The 18,394-nt window shown below is 62.4% G+C and carries 9 protein-coding genes; 4 read left to right on the top strand and 5 right to left on the bottom strand.

The genetic code is table 11. The annotated features are described in order from the left end of the window. Positions 1 to 67: 67 nt before the first annotated feature. The 3 genes from GTP41_RS05315 to GTP41_RS05305 are packed head-to-tail and all read right to left on the bottom strand — an operon-like array spanning position 68 to position 3,718. Positions 68 to 1,735 carry an ABC transporter ATP-binding protein gene (locus tag GTP41_RS05315; RefSeq protein WP_161024526.1) on the bottom strand — a complete coding sequence of 556 codons (1,668 nt, stop codon included), beginning with the start codon at positions 1,733 to 1,735 and terminating at the stop codon, positions 68 to 70. A gap of 1 nt (position 1,736) precedes the next feature. Further along, positions 1,737 to 2,774 (bottom strand): ABC transporter permease, encoded by a 1,038-nt coding sequence (locus tag GTP41_RS05310; protein ID WP_161024525.1) that lies wholly within the window; start codon positions 2,772 to 2,774, stop codon positions 1,737 to 1,739. Positions 2,775 to 2,782: 8 nt separating this feature from the next. Beyond that, the gene (locus tag GTP41_RS05305) at positions 2,783 to 3,718 is read right to left on the bottom strand and encodes an ABC transporter permease (protein ID WP_161024524.1); all 936 of its coding nucleotides are present in this window, start codon (positions 3,716 to 3,718) and stop codon (positions 2,783 to 2,785) included. A 221-nt stretch (positions 3,719 to 3,939) separates the two neighbouring features. On the opposite strand from GTP41_RS05305, the gene GTP41_RS05300 reads away from it, so the two are divergent. The 4 genes from GTP41_RS05300 (at position 3,940) to GTP41_RS05285 (ending at position 16,131) form a co-directional block, all read left to right on the top strand. Then, a complete protein-coding gene (locus GTP41_RS05300) occupies positions 3,940 to 6,726 on the top strand; it encodes a TonB-dependent receptor (RefSeq protein ID WP_229502743.1) in 2,787 nt (928 codons plus the stop codon). 156 nt (positions 6,727 to 6,882) lie between these two features. Then, entirely contained in the window at positions 6,883 to 9,699 is a 2,817-nt protein-coding gene (locus GTP41_RS05295) for a TonB-dependent receptor (RefSeq protein WP_161024523.1), read from the top strand. 416 nt (positions 9,700 to 10,115) lie between these two features. After that, positions 10,116 to 12,893 carry a TonB-dependent receptor gene (locus GTP41_RS05290; protein ID WP_161024522.1) on the top strand — a complete coding sequence of 926 codons (2,778 nt, stop codon included), beginning with the start codon at positions 10,116 to 10,118 and terminating at the stop codon, positions 12,891 to 12,893. 403 nt (positions 12,894 to 13,296) lie between these two features. After that, a complete protein-coding gene (locus tag GTP41_RS05285) occupies positions 13,297 to 16,131 on the top strand; it encodes a TonB-dependent receptor (RefSeq protein ID WP_161024521.1) in 2,835 nt (944 codons plus the stop codon). Positions 16,132 to 16,188: 57 nt separating this feature from the next. On the opposite strand, the gene aroG is transcribed toward GTP41_RS05285, so the two are convergent. After that, positions 16,189 to 17,247, bottom strand: coding sequence for a 3-deoxy-7-phosphoheptulonate synthase AroG (aroG, locus tag GTP41_RS05280; protein WP_161024520.1), 1,059 nt, complete (start codon positions 17,245 to 17,247; stop codon positions 16,189 to 16,191). A 223-nt stretch (positions 17,248 to 17,470) separates the two neighbouring features. Beyond that, complete coding sequence (locus tag GTP41_RS05275) at positions 17,471 to 18,307, bottom strand: choice-of-anchor L domain-containing protein (RefSeq protein ID WP_161024519.1); 837 nt, start codon at positions 18,305 to 18,307, stop codon at positions 17,471 to 17,473. Positions 18,308 to 18,394 lie beyond the last annotated feature (87 nt).

The following is an 18,394-nucleotide window of genomic DNA, read 5'->3' as shown; positions in this document are numbered from 1 at the left end:
TGCTCCCGTCCTGGCGCCACGGCGTGCGGCGCGCGCAAGGCCAGTGTGCCAGTTTTGCCTGACGGTATCAAGCCGCCCGGGGAATCGCCGCCAGCAGCGCGCGGGTATACGGGTGCTGCGGGTTGCGGTACAGCTCATCGGCGTCGGCCATCTCCACTACCTCGCCCTGGTGCATCACCATCACCTGGTCGGAGATATATTTGACCACCGACAGGTCGTGCGAGATGAAGATATACGATAGGCCGTATTCGTCCTGCAGGTCCTGCAGCAGGTTCAGTACCTGCGCCTGCACCGACACGTCCAGCGCCGATACCGATTCGTCGCACACCAGGATCTCCGGCTTCATGGTCAGGCAGCGTGCAATGGCGATGCGCTGCCGCTGCCCGCCGGAGAATTCGTGCGGGTAGCGCTGGTAGGCCTGCGGCGGCAGCCCTACCCGCTCCAGCAGGGCCAGCGCCAGCTGCGTGCGCTCGGCGTCGCTGGCGCCGATGCCGTGCAGGCGCATCGGCTCCAGCAGGATCTGGCCCACGGTGAAGCGCGGGTTGAGCGAGGCATACGGGTTCTGGAAGATGATCTGGATGCGCCGCTTATAAGGCTGGAACGCCTTCGCATCCATGGCCAGCAAGTCGCGTCCTTCGAAAAAGGCGCTGCCGCCGCTGGCCTGGTGCAGGCGCAGCAAAGTCAGGCCGACGGTGGATTTGCCACTGCCCGACTCGCCCACCACGCCCAGCGTCTTGCCGCGCGCCAGCTGGAAGGAGACGCCCTTCACCGCCGCGAATTCGCGCTTGCCGAACAGGCCTGCGCGCAGCCAGAAACTTTTTTTCAGCCCGCGCACGTCGAGCACAATCTCGTCGCCGGGCGCCCTGCCGCGCACGCGCTCCGGCTGCACCGGCAAGGCGCCGTCGTCCATATAGTCGGCGATCACCGGCAGGCGGCGCGGGCGGGTGTCGAGCGAGGGCCGGCAATGCAGCAGCGCGCGCGTGTAGCGGTCCTGCGGGTTGGCGAAGACGGCGCGCGCATCGCCCGCCTCGCGCACTTCGCCTTGGCGCATGACGATCACCTCGTCCGCGATCTCGGCCACCAGGCCCAGGTCGTGCGTGATGAACAGCACCGCCATCTGGTGCTTCTTCTGCAGGCTGGCGATCAGCTCCATGATCTGCTTCTGGATCGTGACGTCAAGCGCAGTGGTCGGCTCGTCGGCGATCAGCAATTTGGGGGCGCAGGCGATGGCCATGGCGATCATCACGCGCTGCTGCTGGCCGCCCGACATCTGGCTCGGATAGGCATCGATCTTGGCTGCCGGCTCGGGAATGCCGACTTCCTCCAGCAGCTCCAGGGTGCGGGCGCGCGCGGCGCGCCGTCCCATGCCCATATGCTGGCGCAGCACTTCGCCGATCTGGAAGCCGACCGTGAACACCGGGTTGAGCGAGGACATCGGCTCCTGGAAAATCATGGCAATGTCCTTGCCGCACATGGCGCGCCGCGCCGCCGCCGTCTGGTGCAGCACTTCGCGCCCTTCGAACAGCACGCTGCTGCGCGGGTCGATGACGGTGCTGTGCGGCGGCAGCAGGCCCATCACGGCCAGCGAGCTGACCGACTTGCCGCTGCCCGATTCGCCCACCAGGGCCACGGTGCGGTTGTGCGGAATGTCGAAGGAGATACCCTTCACCGCTTCCACGGTGGTGTGCTTGTCGGCGCGGAAGGCGACGCGCAAATTGCTTACCTTGAGCAGCATGTCATTTCACCTTGGGGTCGAGCGCGTCGCGCAGGGCGTCGGCAAACAGCGAGAAGGCGGTCACCAGCAGGGCCATGGCGCTGGCGGCGGCGGCCAACTGCCACCATTTACCCAGGATCAGCTCGGTCTGCGCCTCGTTCAGCATCGAGCCCCAGCTCACCACGCCGACCGGCACGCCGAAGCCGAGGAAGGACAGGATCACTTCGGCCTTGATGAAGCCCACCACCAGGATCGACACCTGCACCAGCGCCACGTGGCTGACATTGGGGAAGATATGGCCGAACATCTTGCGCCAGGCCGAGGCGCCGATGGCGTCCGCCGCCATCACGTACTCGCGCGCCTTGTGCTTGATGTATTCGGCCCGGATCAGGCGGTACGGCCCGGTCCAGCCGGTCAGGCCCAGGATCAGCACAATCGTCAGCACACCCTTCTGCTGCAGCACGGCGGCCACGGTCAGGATCATCAGGATCGATGGGATGGCGGTGAAGATGTTGTAGAACCAGTTGAAGAAGTCGTCCACCACCCCGCCGAAAAAGCCGGAGGCAGCACCGAACAAAGTGCCCAGCCCCACCGCCAGCGCGGCCGCCGCCAGGCCGACCACGATGGAAGTCTCGCCGCCCTTGATGGTCTTCAGGATGATGTCGTGGCCCCATTTGTCCGCGCCAAACGGCAGGCTGGCCGCGCGTTCGGTCGCCGGCTCGGCCACCGCCTTGCCCAAGGTGGCGCGCAACGCGCGGAGGTCTTCCGCCAGCGGATCGAACTCGTTGGCCGGCGGCGGCCCCGCCACGGCGCCCGCGCCATGCCCTGCGCCGCGCGCATCGGCGGCCGGGACGCTAGGCTCCGGCGCGGCGAACGTCGGCGGCGCGTAATTGACGGCCACCTCCTCCTCCCAGTCGGCCGCCACCAGGCCGCACGCGGAAGCGGCCAGCAGCAGCAGGAAGGCCGCCACCACGGCCAACGCCCCCATGGCCAGCCGGTCGGCCCGCAAGCGGCGCCAGGCCAGGGTCCACAGGCCTGCGGAATCATGAACAGGATACATGCGCCACCTTACTTGAGCTGTACGCGCGGATCGACAGCCTGGTACAGCACATCGGTCAGCAGATTGAACACCATGGTCGCCACGGCGACATAGACGGTAATGGCCTTAATCACCGGGAAGTCCGAGCGCTCCACCGCCAGGATCACCTCGCGCCCGATACCCGGGATGCCGAAAAAGCGCTCCAGCAAGAAGGCCCCGATCAGCATGGCCGGCAGGCTCGCCATCACATGCGTGATGATGGGAATCGCCGCATTGCGCAGCACATGCACCCACATCACGCGCCGTTCGGACAGTCCCTTGGCGCGCGCCGTGCGCACATAATCCTGCCCCACCTCGTCCAGCACAAAGCTGCGGTACAGGCGCAAGGTCGGCGCCAGCGACACGGCCAGCCCGATCAGGATCGGCAGCGCGGCAAAGCGCAAATTCTCCAGCAGTCCCGTGCCCCAACCCTGCACCGGGAACAGGCCGGCCTGGTAGGCCAGCCAGTACTGGAACACGATGATGTAGACCAGGATCGAGACCGACATGCCCACCGTGCACGCCACCATCAGCAGGCGATCAGTCAGCGAGCCGCGCAGGAACGCCACCGCCAGCGCCAGCGCAATGCCGAGCACCGTCTCCAGCACGGTCAACGGCAGCAGCACCGTGAGCGAAGGCCCGAGCCGCGTGGCGATGATGTCGGATACCGCCTCGCCGGTGACCCAGCTCTGGCCGAAATCGAAGGTCGCCACCTGCTTCACAAAAATCCACAACTGCACATGCCAGGGCTGGTCGACACCCAACTGGCGCCGGATGTTCTCGATGCTGGCCGCATCCGACATCTTGCCCGCCAGCAGGTACGCCGGATCGCCGCCCACCCAATTAAAGAGCACAAATACCAGCAGCACCACGCCCAGCAGCGTCGGCAGCATCTGCCACGCGCGGCGTATTAAGTAGGCAAACATGCGTTGTAAATTTTCATAGGTGATTCACTTATCGATGTTTCGCAAATGAGACGGATCGTCCGAAAATTGTATCGTCATCTAGTTTTCATTTGACGCAATCTTAGCCGAAATGATCTCATGTTTTTCGGAAGAAACTATAAGGAAATGGTTTCTCCAAAGGGAGCACTGAAGCAGTAGTCAAAAGCTGTCGCTCGTTCTTGGTACTAATTTGGAGAAGAAACATGATGGAAAAAATCATGGCTCGTTCCGTGCGCCTGGTGTTTGCCGGCGGCATGGTGGCCAGCCTTGCTGTACCGGCCTTTGCGCAAGAAGCAAGCGCCCCGTTGCAACGTGTTGAAATCACCGGCTCGAGCATCAAGCGCGCCACCCAGGAAACCGCCTCGCCAATCCAGGTCATCAGCAAAGAAGACCTGATGAAGTCCGGCAAATCGACGGTTGCCGAATACCTGCAAACCCTGACCGTCGACGGCGCCGGCTCGCTGCCAACCGGCTTCGGCAACGGCTTCGCCGCCGGCTCCACCGCGATCTCGCTGCGCGGCCTGGGCGCCACCTCCACCCTGGTGCTGCTGAATGGCCGCCGCATGGCGCCGTTCGCGCGCGCCGACGACGGCCAGAAGAGCTTTACCGACCTGTCCACCGTGCCGATGCAGATCGTTGAGCGCATCGAGATCCTGAAAGACGGGGCCTCCTCCACCTACGGCGCGGACGCGATTGCCGGCGTGGTCAACATCATCCTGCGCAAGGACTTCGAAGGCCTGCAGCTGAAAGGCGATACCGGCATCTCGCGCTACAGCGACGGCAAGCAGCATAAAGCCTCCCTGACCTACGGCCAGGGCAACCTGGACGACGACAAGTACAACTGGGTCGCCAATGCCGAATTCTTTAAATCGGACCGCCTGAAAAACAGCGACCGCAAAGAGCGCGCCTACATCGGCCAGGGCGACCTGCGTCCATGGGGCTATCCGGTCGGCACCCAGTTCGCCGGCGGCTTCATCTCCGGCAACAACAATGCCAACGCCAACAATCCGGCCGGCGCCATCCGCAACCCGGCCACCAATGACTACGTGACCCTGCCGGGCTGCGAAACGCTGAGCGCCACCAAGGACCAGACCGGCGCCAAGGGCGGCTGCCTGTGGCACCACGACCAGTTCCGCGACATGCAGCCGGAAATCGAGTCGATGAACCTGTACACGCGCGGCACCTGGCAGCTGAATGCCGACACCCAGGTGTATGCGGAAGCGGGCTTCTCCAAGCGCGACACCTCGTTCACCATGATCCCGCCGAACGTGAGCCCGACCGTTGCCTTCCCGCCCAACGCGGCCAACCCGCTCGGCTACGTCAACTATGGCAACCTGGCGATCCTGGGCGCGACCCACCCGCAAAACCCGTACGGCGTGGCGACCCGCCTGCGCTACGCCGCCTTCGACATTGGCCCGCAGGTGCGTACCGCCAACAATGAATTCCAGCGCTACGTGGCCGGCATCAAGGGCTCGGTCGCCGGCTGGGAATACGACGCCGGCTTCACCCACTCCAAATCCAAGCTGCACCTGGACTACAGCAATATGCTGAACATGAAGGTGCTGACCGCGGCGCTGGGCGACCCGACTTCGAAGTACTTCCCGTACTACATCGGTTCGCAGGCGTCGAAGAACCCGGCATCCCTGTATCAGGCCCTGGTCACCAATGCCGTGTCGGACTCGACCACCCAGCTGAACGTGCTGGACGCGCATGCTTCGCGTGAACTGATGCAACTGCCAGGCGGCGCCCTGGGCCTGGCGCTGGGCGCCGAGCATCGCCGCGAGAAAGTCGACAACCCATCCCTGTCCGGCACCAGCGACGGCTCGATCAACGCTTCCTACGTGGCCGCCTTTGGCGACAGCAAGGTCAGCGCCGTGTTCGCCGAGTTGCTGGCACCGGTATGGCAAGGGGTGGAACTGAGCGCTGCCGTGCGTTACGACAAGTACGACAACTTCAACTCCACCACGCCAAAAGCCGGCTTCAAGTGGACCCCGGCCAAGAACTTCGCGCTGCGCGGCACCTACACCGAAGGCTTCCGCGCCCCAGGCCCGGCCGAAGGCAGCCCGCTGTCGCAATCGACCGGCACCTCGACCGTGATCGACCCGATCCGCTGCCCGGGCGGCAAGCCAGCGGCCGGCGGCGCCACGTCCACCGACTGCGGCATCCCGGTGGCGGCCGTGAAAGTCGGCAGCACCGCGCTCAAGCCGGAAACCTCCAAGGGCTCGACCTTGGGCATCGTCTGGGATCCGTTCGACGGCACCAGCCTGGCGGTGGACGCCTGGAAGATCAAGCGCTCCAACGAGATCAACCCGCTGCCGTATAACGAAGCGGCGGCCCTGCCGACCGCCATCCGTAACGACAACAACCTGGTGGTAAACGGCGTGGTGGTTCCGAACTCGGGCACCCTGGTGCTGACCCAGGCGCCCTACCGCAACTCCAGCTTCACCGAAGTGAGCGGCATCGACTTCGACATCAAGCAGCGCGTGCGCCTGGGCGACTACGGCCGCCTGAACCTGGGCCTGATGTGGACCCACACCAACTCCTGGAAGCGTCACGAGTCGGCCACCACCGTCTACCAGTACGCCGGCACCCACGGCAACTGCGACACCTCGAACTGCGCCGGCACGCCGAAGAACAAGGGCACCGTCAACGCTTCGTGGGATATCGGCAGCCTGAACCTGACCGGTAACGTCAACTACCGCGACAGCATGGCCAACACCTACTTCGCAGGCGGCCTGTGCGCCTCGACCCTGGCCAACGGCAATGGCGCACCGGGCAACTGCAAGGTGGCCTCGTTCACCACCATGGACCTGTCGGCCCGCTATGGCTGGAACAAACAGCTGACCCTGTTTGCCTCCATCAATAACGTGACCGACAAGATCGCACCGCTCGATCCGCTGACTTATGGCGGCCTGAGCTACAACCCGATGGATGCCACGGGCGCGATTGGCCGCTACTTCAAAGTGGGCGCCCAGTACAAATTCTTCTAACCCTATAACCTGGGGTTCTGGCAAAAACGGCACTTCGGTGCCGTTTTTGCTTTTTTATTGTTTCGGTTTGTTTCAACTTAGCAAGTTCGTATTGATTTGAAAGCTCATCGATGGTTTGATACACGTCCCATTAATTTAGTAATGAGATTTTCAGCAATGATGATTGAGAAAGCCCTGTCTCGCTCGCTGCGCGTGATGTGTGCCGGTAGCCTGGCACTCAGCAGCATCAACGCCTTCGCCCAGAATGCGGCCCCGGAAGCACCAATGCAGCGCGTGGAAATCACTGGTTCGAGCATCAAGCGCATCGCCGCCGAGTCCTCGCTGCCAGTGCAATCGTTTAGCCAGAAGGACATCCAGAAGACCGGTGTCTCCACCGTCACCGACTTCATCCAGCAAATTCCCGCCATGCAGGGCTTCTCCGTGGCGGCCGACTCGGTCGGCGGCGGCGGCGGCGGCGTGACCACGGCCTCCATCCACGACATCGGCGCCGCCTACACCCTGGTGCTGCTGAACGGCCGCCGCATCGCGCCGGCCAACTCCGGCACCACCATCGACCTGAACTCGATCCCGCTGTCGGCCATCGAGCGCGTGGAAGTGCTGACCGACGGCGCCTCCGCCCTGTACGGCGCGGACGCGATTGCCGGCGTGGTCAACTTCATCCTGAAAAAAGGCGCCAGCGACTGGGAAATCAAGGCCAAGTACGCGCGCCCTGAGGCGAGCGGCGGCGCCAGCAACTCGGTCTCCCTGAGCAAAGGCTTCGGCGACATCGACGAGGACGGCTACAGCATGTTCTTCTCCGTCAGCCACGACGAGCAGAAGCAGCTGAAAGCGTCGCAGCGCGACTTCGCCAAGAGCGGCATCATCAACTTCAACGACCCGGCCACCGGCAAGGCGCTGCAATTCATCAACGGTTCGCCGCGCGCGCTGCCAGCCAATGCCGGCGTCAGCTACGAGACCGTCGACCCGGCCACCGGCAAGCCGGTTGAAAAAACCCTCAACCTGAATCCGTACGCGCTGGCCCACGGCGGCAAGTGCGCCCCGTTCAACGCCGACTTCTACGGCGACGGCAACTGCTACTTCGACAACGCCTCGACCATCGAGATCAACCCGAAATCGGAGCGCAACGGCCTGTTCTCCTCCGGTAAGCTGAAGCTGGGCCAGACCGGCCTGCAAGGCTTCTACGACCTGGCCTACACCGAAGCGAAGATCGTCGCCTCGATCGCCCCTTACCCGGCCGACTTCTCGATCGCCAAGGGTTCCGCGCTGTACAACAAGCACATCAAACCACACCTGAGCGCCGAGCAGGACGCCGGCGTCACCTCCGTCGTGGCCAAGTACCGCCTGTACGAAATGGGCAACCGCACCTATGACTACGGCACCAAGGCCACCCACCTGGTGGCAGGCGTGGAAGGCCCTGTCGCCGGCTGGGAAGTGAACTCGGCCCTGACCTATTCCAAGAACAAGCAGACCCAGAAGTACGTGGGCGGCTTCCCGCTGGCGGACAAGTTCCAGGCTGCAATCGACGCCGGCACCATCGACCCGTTCGCCTACGGCCTGGGCGAAATGCCGCAAGCCATGCGCGACACCCTGCTGGGCACCGGCTTCTCCGGCACCTACAACACCCAGACCGTGGAAATGAAGGGCTGGGACGCGCGTGCCTCGCGCGAAGTGTTCAAGCTGCCTGGCGGCGCCGCGCAAATCGGCGTGGGCGCGGACTTCCGCAACACCGCCTACAAGGTCAACCAGGCTGACGTGGCGAAAAACGCCCAGATCCTGTTCGACAATCCGCAAGTGGACAGCGGCTACGAACGCGACAACTTCGGCGCGTACACCGAGCTGAACCTGCCAGTGACCAAGGAACTGGAAGTGACCGGCTCCGCGCGCTACGACCAGATCGGCGCGATCGACAACAACCTGACCGGCAAGAAGGTCGGCAGCAAGGAAAACGCCGCCACCTGGAAACTGAGCGCCAAGTACGCCGCCGCCAAGAACCTGCTGTTCCGCGCTGCCGCCGGCACCGGCTTCCGCGCCGCCTCGATGCAGGAAATCGCCGGCCCGCTGGAAGACTGGGGCGTCACTGGCGGTAACTACCAGTGCCCGCTGACCGGCGCCATGTCGGGCCACCCGCTGGCCTCCTACTGCAACGGCGTGGGCCGCCAGCAGTTCGAAGCCTTCCAGGGCGGCAACCCGAACCTGAAGCCGGAGAAATCCAAGCAATGGAGCCTGGGCACCGTCTTTGAGCCGACCAGCAAGCTGTCGATGTCCTTCGACCTGTGGAATGTGGAAATCCGCGACCAGGTGACCGCCGTCTCCGAAGGCCTGATCTTCGACAACCCGGCCAAGTACGCCGACCTGTTCACCACCAAGCACATCAGCTCGACCGGCAAGGACGTGCTGGCGATCAAACTGCTGCCGATCAATATCGGCAAGGTGGAAAACCGCGGTATCGACTACGACCTGACCTTCAAGGACAAGCTGTACGGCGGCAAGCTGACCAGCCGCCTGGCCGGTACCTACCTGATGCGTTCGCGTTACACCACCCCGGGTACCGACGACCAGTGGGAGACCAGCCTGAACCGCTACGGTTCGAACGACAAGGTCAGCTTCCGCCACGTGGTGCGCGCCACCACCAGCTTCGAGAAGGACAAGTGGACCCACACCCTGATCGCCGCTTACCGCAACGGTTACACCGACAAGGAACAGTCGGCGGACGACTGCTCGGTGATCGTGGCCGGCCAGCCGGGCGAGTGCTTCGGCGTTACCCTGCAGGTGCCAAGCTACACCACCTTTGACTTCCAGACCGCCTACCGCGCGTCGGCACAGCTGGAAATCACCGGCGGCATCACCAACCTGTTCGACCGCGACCCGCCGTTCACCCTGCGTAACACCGGTTCGCACCAGGTGGGCTACAACCCGTCCTACTCGTCGGCCCTGGGGCGCCAGTTCTACCTGAGCGCATCCTACAAGTTCTAAGCGCACTGCCCCTGCCCGAACCGGGCCCGGTCCCCGCCAGCAATGCTGGCGGGGATTTCTTTTGCCACTTGAATGGCGGCAATTGTGTGGTGAAATTATCACACTTCATTCGCGGGCAAGATGCTGCATTTATGAAAGTGTCATTTATGCATTTTCCCTTCAACACTACTCCTACGTCGTCCATCTCCAATTAATTCACCGCCAAAACACCAATCAAGTGCGCATGCCTGAGCGCCTGGAGCGAAGCGGTTGGCAGCCGTTGGCAGCCAGTTAATGGTTGACACTCTTCATATACCGATGCTTTGATGAACGCGGGCGAAATCTGGTCATCACAAATGAACTAAATTCGCCAGATAAAAAAGACGGTCCCCTACCGGGCCTTAAACTGCAGTGTAATTCTTGGGAGTAACAAAGATATGTTGAAGGAAACCATCCTGTCGCGCTCGGTCCGTGTGATCTGCGCTGGTGGCCTGGCGCTCGGCATGACCGTGGCAAGCGCGCAGGAAATCCAACGAGTGGAAATTACCGGCTCCTCGCTGAAGCGCGTGGATTCTGAAACCGCCCTGCCTGTCCAAGTACTGGGCAAAGCTGAAATTAGCCGCACCGGCGCAACCAGCACCCAGGAACTGTTGAACAGCGTTTCTGCCCTGTCGTCCGCTGGCGGCACCTCGAACGCGACCGGCGCCGGCAGCTCGACCTACGGCCTGTCCTCCGTCTCCCTGCGCGGCCTGGGCGCCGAGCGCACCCTGGTGCTGGTCAATGGCCGTCGCCTGGCCGCCTTCGCCGGCGGTGGCGGCGCCACCGTCAACGTCAACGTGATCCCATTGGCCGCTATCGAGCGCGTGGAAGTGCTGAAAGACGGCGCATCCGGCGTGTACGGTTCCGACGCGGTTGCCGGCGTGGTCAACTTCATCCTGAGCAAGAGCTTCGAAGGCGTCGAAGTGGGCGCTGGTTACGGCACCCCAACCGAAGACGGCGGCGGCCAGAACAACAAGTTCACCATCACCGCTGGTTTCGGCAACCTGGCCGAGAAAAACTTCTCGGCTGTGATTTCCGCATCCGTCGAAAACGAGAAAGCCCTGTACGGTTCCGAGCGCGATTTCGCCAAGAGCGGCGTGCGCCCACCATACTTCGTCAACGGTGCAACCGGCCACGGCAACATCGAAGGCGGTATCGACCTGAGCAAGCCATACCCGAACGAGCGTATCCCTGGCTTCGGCAACAGCCCGGGCACCGGCTACGGCAACCCGCTGGCCGCGTCCGGCAAGTGCGCCGACATCAATATGTTCAAGAACCCGACCAACACCACCAAGAACGCGCCGTATTGCACGTTCGACAGTGCCCCGTTCGTCGGCCTGATCCCTAAGCGTGAACTGAAAAACCTGACCGGTAACTTCGCTCTGAAACTGAACGAAGACCACCAGTTGTTCGCCGACGTGCTGTACTCGGAAAGCAATGTGACCCAGCGCTTCCAGGGTTCGCCGCTGCGTCGCTCCTTCCTGGAAACCGACGGTGAGTTCGCCAAGCAAGGCGTACAGCCAGCACTGCTGCTGTTCCCAAGCAACCCAGCGTACCAGTCGATCGCCGTGCCTTACCTGCAGAGCCTGGGTGGCGCTGCTGCCGCCCTGATCGGCCAGCCACTGGCCATCACCAGCCGCGTGTTTGACTTCGGCCCACGTACCAGCCTGGACGAAGCCAAGCAGTCGCGCTTTGTTGTCGGCGCCAAAGGCACCGTCGCCGGCCAGGACTACGAAGTCGCCCTGACCAAAAACACCTCCAAGCTGCACGGTTCGGTACCTGACGGTTACTTCTCGCAAGTGAAGTACGCCAAGATCATCAACGACCCGGCCAACAACTGGAACCCATGGGCACCAGGCGCGGTACAGACCGGCGCCCTGGCAACCAAGCTGCAAGAGGCCAAGTACGCTGGCGACACCCTGAACGCGAAGTCGGAATCGACCCTGCTCGACGCCAAAGTCACCGGCGACCTGCCACAGTTCGCCGGCATCACCGGCCAGTACGCAGTCGGCGGCCAGTACCGCGACGAGAAGTACAAAACCACCCCAAGCCCAGCACTGGAAACCGGTGACATCGCCGGCCTGGGTGGCAGCGTGCCGCCAGTGGACCGTTCCCGCAAGATCAAGTCCCTGTTCGGTGAAACCAACTTCCCGATCCTGTCGAACCTGGACGTGGGCGCAGCTGTCCGTTACGACGACTACAATGACGTCGGCAACAGCACCAACTACAAGGCCACCGTTCGTTGGCAGCCTGTGAAGTCCGTGCTGGTACGCGCTTCGGCCGGCTCCGGCTTCCGCGCACCGACCCTGACCGACCTGTGGACCCCACAGAGCCTGGGCACCTCGGCATCCTTCGACGATCCGGCAACCGGCCAGACCGACCTGCAGGTTAACGCGCTGTCCGGCGGTAACCCAGGCCTGAAGCCAGAGAAATCGCGCCAGCAGTCCGTTGGCCTGGTGCTGTCGCCGTTCAGCGCGCTGACCGTCGGCATCGACTGGTTCCACGTCAAGGTCACCAACATCCTGGCCACCCCGTCGGCACAGGAAGTGGTTTCCAAGTTCCGCTCCGGCGACCCAGCGTATAAAAACCTGGTTACCCTGTCCGGCAACGACATCGACCGCATCGTCACCACCCTGGCCAACACCGGCAATGCCGATGTCAAGGGTATGGACATCTTCGCCCAGTACCGCCAGAACACCTCCGTCGGCCGCTTCGACGTAGCGATGAACGGCACCTACATGGACAAGTATGACCAGACCAGCCCAGGCGGCACTCTGTCGCACAAGGTAGGTACCCTGGTTGACGCAGACGGCAACCCAGTGCTGGGCGCCGACAACGGCGGCGTGGTACTGCGCTGGAAGCACGCTCTGTCGACCACCTGGAGCCAAGGCCCATGGGCTGTCACCCTGACCCAGAACTTCACCAAGCGTTACCAAGCTGGCAATGACACCGAAGGCAGCCGCACCTTCATCCCGTCCTACGCTCTGTACGACCTGAACGTGAACTGGAAGGCCTGGAAGGCGCTGACCCTGAACGCCGGCGTGCGTAACCTGTTCAACAAAGAACCTGCGATCTTCGTACCAGTGTCGAACCAGTTCCAGAACGGCTACGACATCAACCAGTACGACCCACGCGGCCGCTTCGTATACGTATCGGCAAACTACACCTTCAAGTAATCCCTCGCGGGGCCTGAAGCAAAAAACCGCCGGCGCAAGCCGGCGGTTTTTTTTTGGCGCGATGAGCAGCGACTGCAACATTTCAGCATTAAGACCTTCGAAAGTGTAACTTTTGTTACAATAATACCGCCAACAAGCATGGCATCACCAGCATCAACATCTGTTAATTAGCGCTCATAAACCAGCAAATTCCCTCATTTTCATCAAAAACACCCCATCCAGACGTGATACATGCCAAACATGCCATGTGGCGCATATGTAACACATTGCATCGTAATTTATCCAAAGTTATTGCAGGTTCGTCACTCTTAAAAGAAAGTACGAGGCAGCCTAACTTAGGTTTCGAGAGTTGCCGTTGTCGGCAACCCAATCAGCATTCGTTTACGGGAGATGTAGAAGAATTATGATGAAAGAAAATACCCTATCCTATGCGATCCGCCTGGCCTGCGCCGGTGGCCTGCTTGCTGCTGGCGTAAGTATCCCCGCGTTCGCGCAAACCGAACCTTCGATCCAGCGCGTGGAAATCACCGGTTCCTCCTTGCGCCGCACTGCGAATGAAACCGCGCTGCCGGTAACTGTGCTCGGCCGCGCCGACATCGAAAAATCGGGGGTGCAGACAACCGAAGAACTGCTGGGTCAGATCAGCACCGTCTCGTCCGCCGGCGGCCAGGTCAATGGCGGCCAGTCCGGCCTGACCACCTACGGTAAATCCGCGGTGTCGCTGCGCGGCCTGGGTTCTGACAAGACCCTGGTACTGGTGAACGGTCGCCGCCTGGCCAACTTCGCCGGCGGCGCCACCTCGGGTGCCGACGTGAACATCAACGCCATCCCGCTGTCGGCCATCGAGCGTGTTGAGGTGCTGCAGGATGGCGCCTCGGGCGTGTACGGCTCCGACGCCATTGCCGGCGTGGTCAACTTCATCCTGCGGAAGGACTTCAAGGGTATCGAGCTGAGCGGCCTGCATGGCCAGCCAACCGAAGGCGGCGGCGCCAAACAGAACAAGATCGGCCTGGTGGCTGGTTTCGGCGACTACGACAATGACCGCTTCTCCGTGGTGGTATCGGCCGCCTTTGAAAAAGAAGGCAACCTGCTCGGCGCGGCACGCGACTACGCCAAGTCCGACACCAACCTGCCTTACTACGCCGGGGGCGCCACCGAAACCGGCCGTATCGAAGGTACCTGGGACTTCCCGGGCACGGCCACGGCCTTCGATGCAGGCAAGAACACCCGTTCGGCGACCAACCCATACGGCATTTCCGGCACCGGTTACGGCAACCCGTCCGCCAAACTCGGCCAATGTGCCGAGATCGGCATGGCCCCGCGTAGCGGCCTGGGCTTCGGCTCCGGCGCACCTAACAACGCACTCAGCACCCCGAACTGCACCTTCGACACCGGCCCATTCGTGTCGCTGGTTCCGAACCGCAAGTTCACCGGCGGCACCATGTCCGGGCGCTTCAAGGTCAACGAAAACAACGAGCTGTACGCATCAGGTCTGTTCTCCAAGAATGAGTTCACCAACCCGATCCAGCCGGCACCGCTGCGCCAGGCATTCTACGCAGGGAACACCCGCTTCATCGGCAGCGGCGTCGAACCGGCCCTGCTGATCCATCCATCCAACCCGAATTACAAGATCGCGGCCGACTACCTGAATTCGGTGGGCCTGGGCGCCATGGTCGGCCACACCCTGGCCGTGTCGCAGCGCACCTTCCTGCTCGGCTCGCGCACCACGAACGACATCGCCAAGCAACACCAGCTGGTCTTGGGCGGCAAAGGCATGATTGGCAACCTGAACTATGATGTTGCCTATGTCCACAATAAATCCAAAACCGACGGCAACGTGATCGACGGCTTTGCCTCGATCTTCGAATTGTCCAAGGTGCTGAACAACCCTGCCACCCATTGGAATCCATGGGCGCCGCTGGGCCAACAGTCGCCAGAGGTGGCCAAGCTGATCGACGCCACCAAATACTCCGGTCCGACCATTGCCGCCAAATCGAAGAATGAAGGTATCGATGCCAAGGTCGACGGCACCCTGATGACCCTGCCGGCAGGTGAGGTCGGCATCGCGGCCGGCCTGCAGGCGCGCGACGAATCGTTCGACCTGACCCCGGCGCCGGCCACCCTGACCGGCGACGTGATTGGTCTCGGCGGCGCCATCACCAGCGTGCACGCCAAGCGTTCCGTCTGGGCACTGTTCGCTGAAACCGAAGTGCCGTTCACCAAACAACTGACCGGTAACCTGGCCGTGCGCCGCGACAGCTATAGCGATTTCGGCAAGACCACCAACTACAAGGCCAGCGTGCGCTACCAGCCGATGGAAAGCGTCGTCGCCCGCGCCTCCGTGGGCAGCGGTTTCCGCGCACCATCGCTGACGGCCCTGTATGCACCGCAGCAGGTCAACACGTCCGAGCAGTTCACCGATCCGCAGTTCCCGGGTAACGGCCAGATCCAGGTCACCTCGATCGCGGGCGGCAATCCGAACCTGAAACCGGAAGAGTCCGACCAGTACTCGATCGGCTTGGTGCTGGCGCCGTCCAAGTCCTTCACCGCGTCGTTCGACTGGTACAACATCAAAGTCGATGGCCTGATCGCTGCACCGTCCGCGCAGCAGATCGTGTCCGGCTACCGTCGTGGCGCGGCCGGCTTCGACCAGTTGGTGGAAGTGCTGCCAAGCGGCGAAATCTCGAAGATCTTCCAGTTCAACGCCAATGTGAACTCGGTCAAGACCCAGGGCATGGACGTCGACTTGCGCTTCCGCGAGAACCTGATGGGCGGCAAGTTCACGGCCAACTTGAACGGTACCTGGGTCAAGAAATTCGACCTGGTGAACACCGACGGCGAGATCGAAGATAGCGTCGGCACCATCGTGCGACCAGACGGCAACCCACTGGTGGCATCGCCGACCGGGGTTATCCTGAAGTGGAAGCACAACCTGTCCGTCGGCTACCAGACCGGCCCATGGACCGCGACCCTGACCCAGCGCTACTACAAGGGCTATCGCACCGCCAATGACCTGGATGGCAACCCGCACCACGTCAAGGGCCAGGACCAATACGACCTGGTGGCATCCTGGTCCGGCTGGCGCAGCCTGAAGCTGTCGGTGGGCGTGCGCAACCTGTTCGACAAGCAACCGCCATTGTTCATCCACAACGGTTCGCAGTTCCAGTCGGGCTACGACGTCTACCAGTATGACCCGCGCGGCCGCTTCGCCTACGTGAGCGCCAGCTACAAGTTCTGATCCGCAAAGGCAGAATGAAAAACCGCCGGATTTTTCCGGCGGTTTTTTTTTGCGTGCTTAGTCGCCCTTCAAGCGGCGCTGGCGCACCGCAGCAGCCAGGTTCTCCAGCACCTGCACGCTGGCGTCCCAGTCGATGCAGCCGTCGGTGATCGATTGGCCGTAGGTCAGCTCCTTGCCCGGCACCAGGTCCTGGCGCCCTGCCACCAGGTGCGATTCCACCATCACGCCCACGATACGGGTGTCGCCGCCCGCCACCTGGCCGGCGATGTCGGCGCACACCGGCACCTGGTTCTCCGGCTTCTTGGACGAGTTGGCGTGCGAGGCGTCGATCATCAGGCGCGCGGCCAGGCCTTGCGCGGCGATCGCCTTGCAGGCCTCTTCCACGCTGGCGGCGTCGTAGTTCGGCGTCTTGCCGCCGCGCAGGATGATGTGGCAGTCTTCGTTGCCGTTGGTGGACACAATGGCCGAGTGGCCGCCCTTGGTCACCGACAGGAAGTGGTGCGGCTGCGAGGCGGCCTTGATCGCTTCGACCGCGATTCTGGTATTGCCGTCGGTGCCGTTCTTGAAGCCGACCGGGCAGGACAGGCCGGAGGCCAGCTCGCGGTGCACCTGGGATTCAGTGGTGCGGGCCCCGATCGCGCCCCAGGCGATCAGGTCGGCGATGTACTGCGGGCTGATCACGTCCAGGAATTCGGTGCCGGCCGGCAAGCCCAGTTCATTGATGTCGCGCAGCAGTTCGCGCGCCATGCGCAGGCCGTCGTTGATGCGGAAGCTGTTGTCCATGTAAGGGTCGTTGATCATGCCCTTCCAGCCCACGGTGGTGCGCGGCTTTTCGAAATAGACGCGCATCACGATCTCCAGGTCGCCCTTCAGGCGCTCGCGCAGCGGCGCCAAGCGGCGCGCGTACTCCATGGCCGCTTTCGGGTCGTGGATCGAGCACGGGCCCACCACCACCATCAGGCGGTCATCCTGGCCGTGCAGGATGCGGTGCAGGGCGACGCGCGCGTCGGAAGCGGTGTTGGAGGCCGCTTCGGTGCAGGGAAATTCGCGGATCAGGTGCGACGGTGGCGTCAGCTCCTTCATTTCGCGAATGCGCAGGTCGTCGGTACGTTGCATGATGGTTTCTCCTGGTTAAAAAAAAACCGCCATTGCTGGCGGTTTGTTTTGGTATCTGCTGGGATCTCGTTTTTTGCTGCTACGTGAACCGGCCGCTACTCCACCGCCTTTGGGTTGGAATTGCTAAAGTAAAAAAAGCCGGTAAAGAAGTGCAGGTGCATTGTCGAGTTCCGATGAATTCGAATCACTATAGCAACAGTTACCGCCTAATGCAAGCGAGGCGTTAAGCGCGCTGCTGGCGGGCGCGTGCCAGCCCCAGCAAGCCCAGGCCGAACAGCGCCAGAGTGCCCGGCAACGGGATCTCGGCCGGCGGCGTGCCGCCCAGGGCGCTGATGTACACCGTGGTGTCCAGCGACGAATCGCCACGGTCGCCAATGATGAATTTCAGGGTGTGGGAAATGCTGGTATCCAGGCCGGACAGGGAGAAGGTCTGGACTGGCGAGCATTGGTTGGCAGCGCCTGGGCACAGGACACCATCCAGCTCGGTACCAGCGATTGCCGCCATCGATGGGTGGTCGATGTTGACCGGCTTGCCGCCGACGAAGGCGATATTCTGGCCATCGATCAGCAAGCCAAAGGCATCCACAAACTTGCCCACGTATTCCGGGAACTCTTCCGAACCAAACACCGTGTTGAAGAAAACACTGCCCGTGGTGGTGGTGAAGTTGATGGTGAGCTCAGTCACATCAAAGTAGTCGGCAGCGCCACCAATCTGGGACAAGGTCGCCGTCTGCGCTGCAGTTGCCGATACGCCATAGTTGGTCGAATTGCCGGTGGAGTTATTGGCGCCATCGCCGTAATGCAGCACATTGCCGGTCGACAGCACGATGCCGCTGCCGATGCCGTAGGTGTTGCTGGCATTGGTAAAGGTGCCGGTGGAGGTGCTGTGGCCGCTCAGGGTGACGCTGTTGATGGTGAAACCGGTCGAGCCGGCCGCAGCAGCGGCTGCCAGCGAATTCGCGTTGGTGTTCAGGCTGGCGACAATTGCGTGCGCCGGGGTGGCGGCGACCAGGCCGCCCAGCGACAGGACCAGGCTGGAGATCAGGTGAGACAACTTCATGTGTTCCCTTTCAGTTTAAATTTCACTGAAGGGAGCAAAATACATGCCAGTTTGCTAAGTAACTGTTTTAATTATCATTAACAAGGT

The organism is Pseudoduganella guangdongensis (assembly GCF_009857475.1).
In the GTDB taxonomy this organism is placed as follows: domain Bacteria; phylum Pseudomonadota; class Gammaproteobacteria; order Burkholderiales; family Burkholderiaceae_D; genus Rugamonas; species Rugamonas guangdongensis.
Note: the sequence above shows the minus strand (reverse complement) of the source record. Positions and strands in the feature narration are given on the sequence as shown.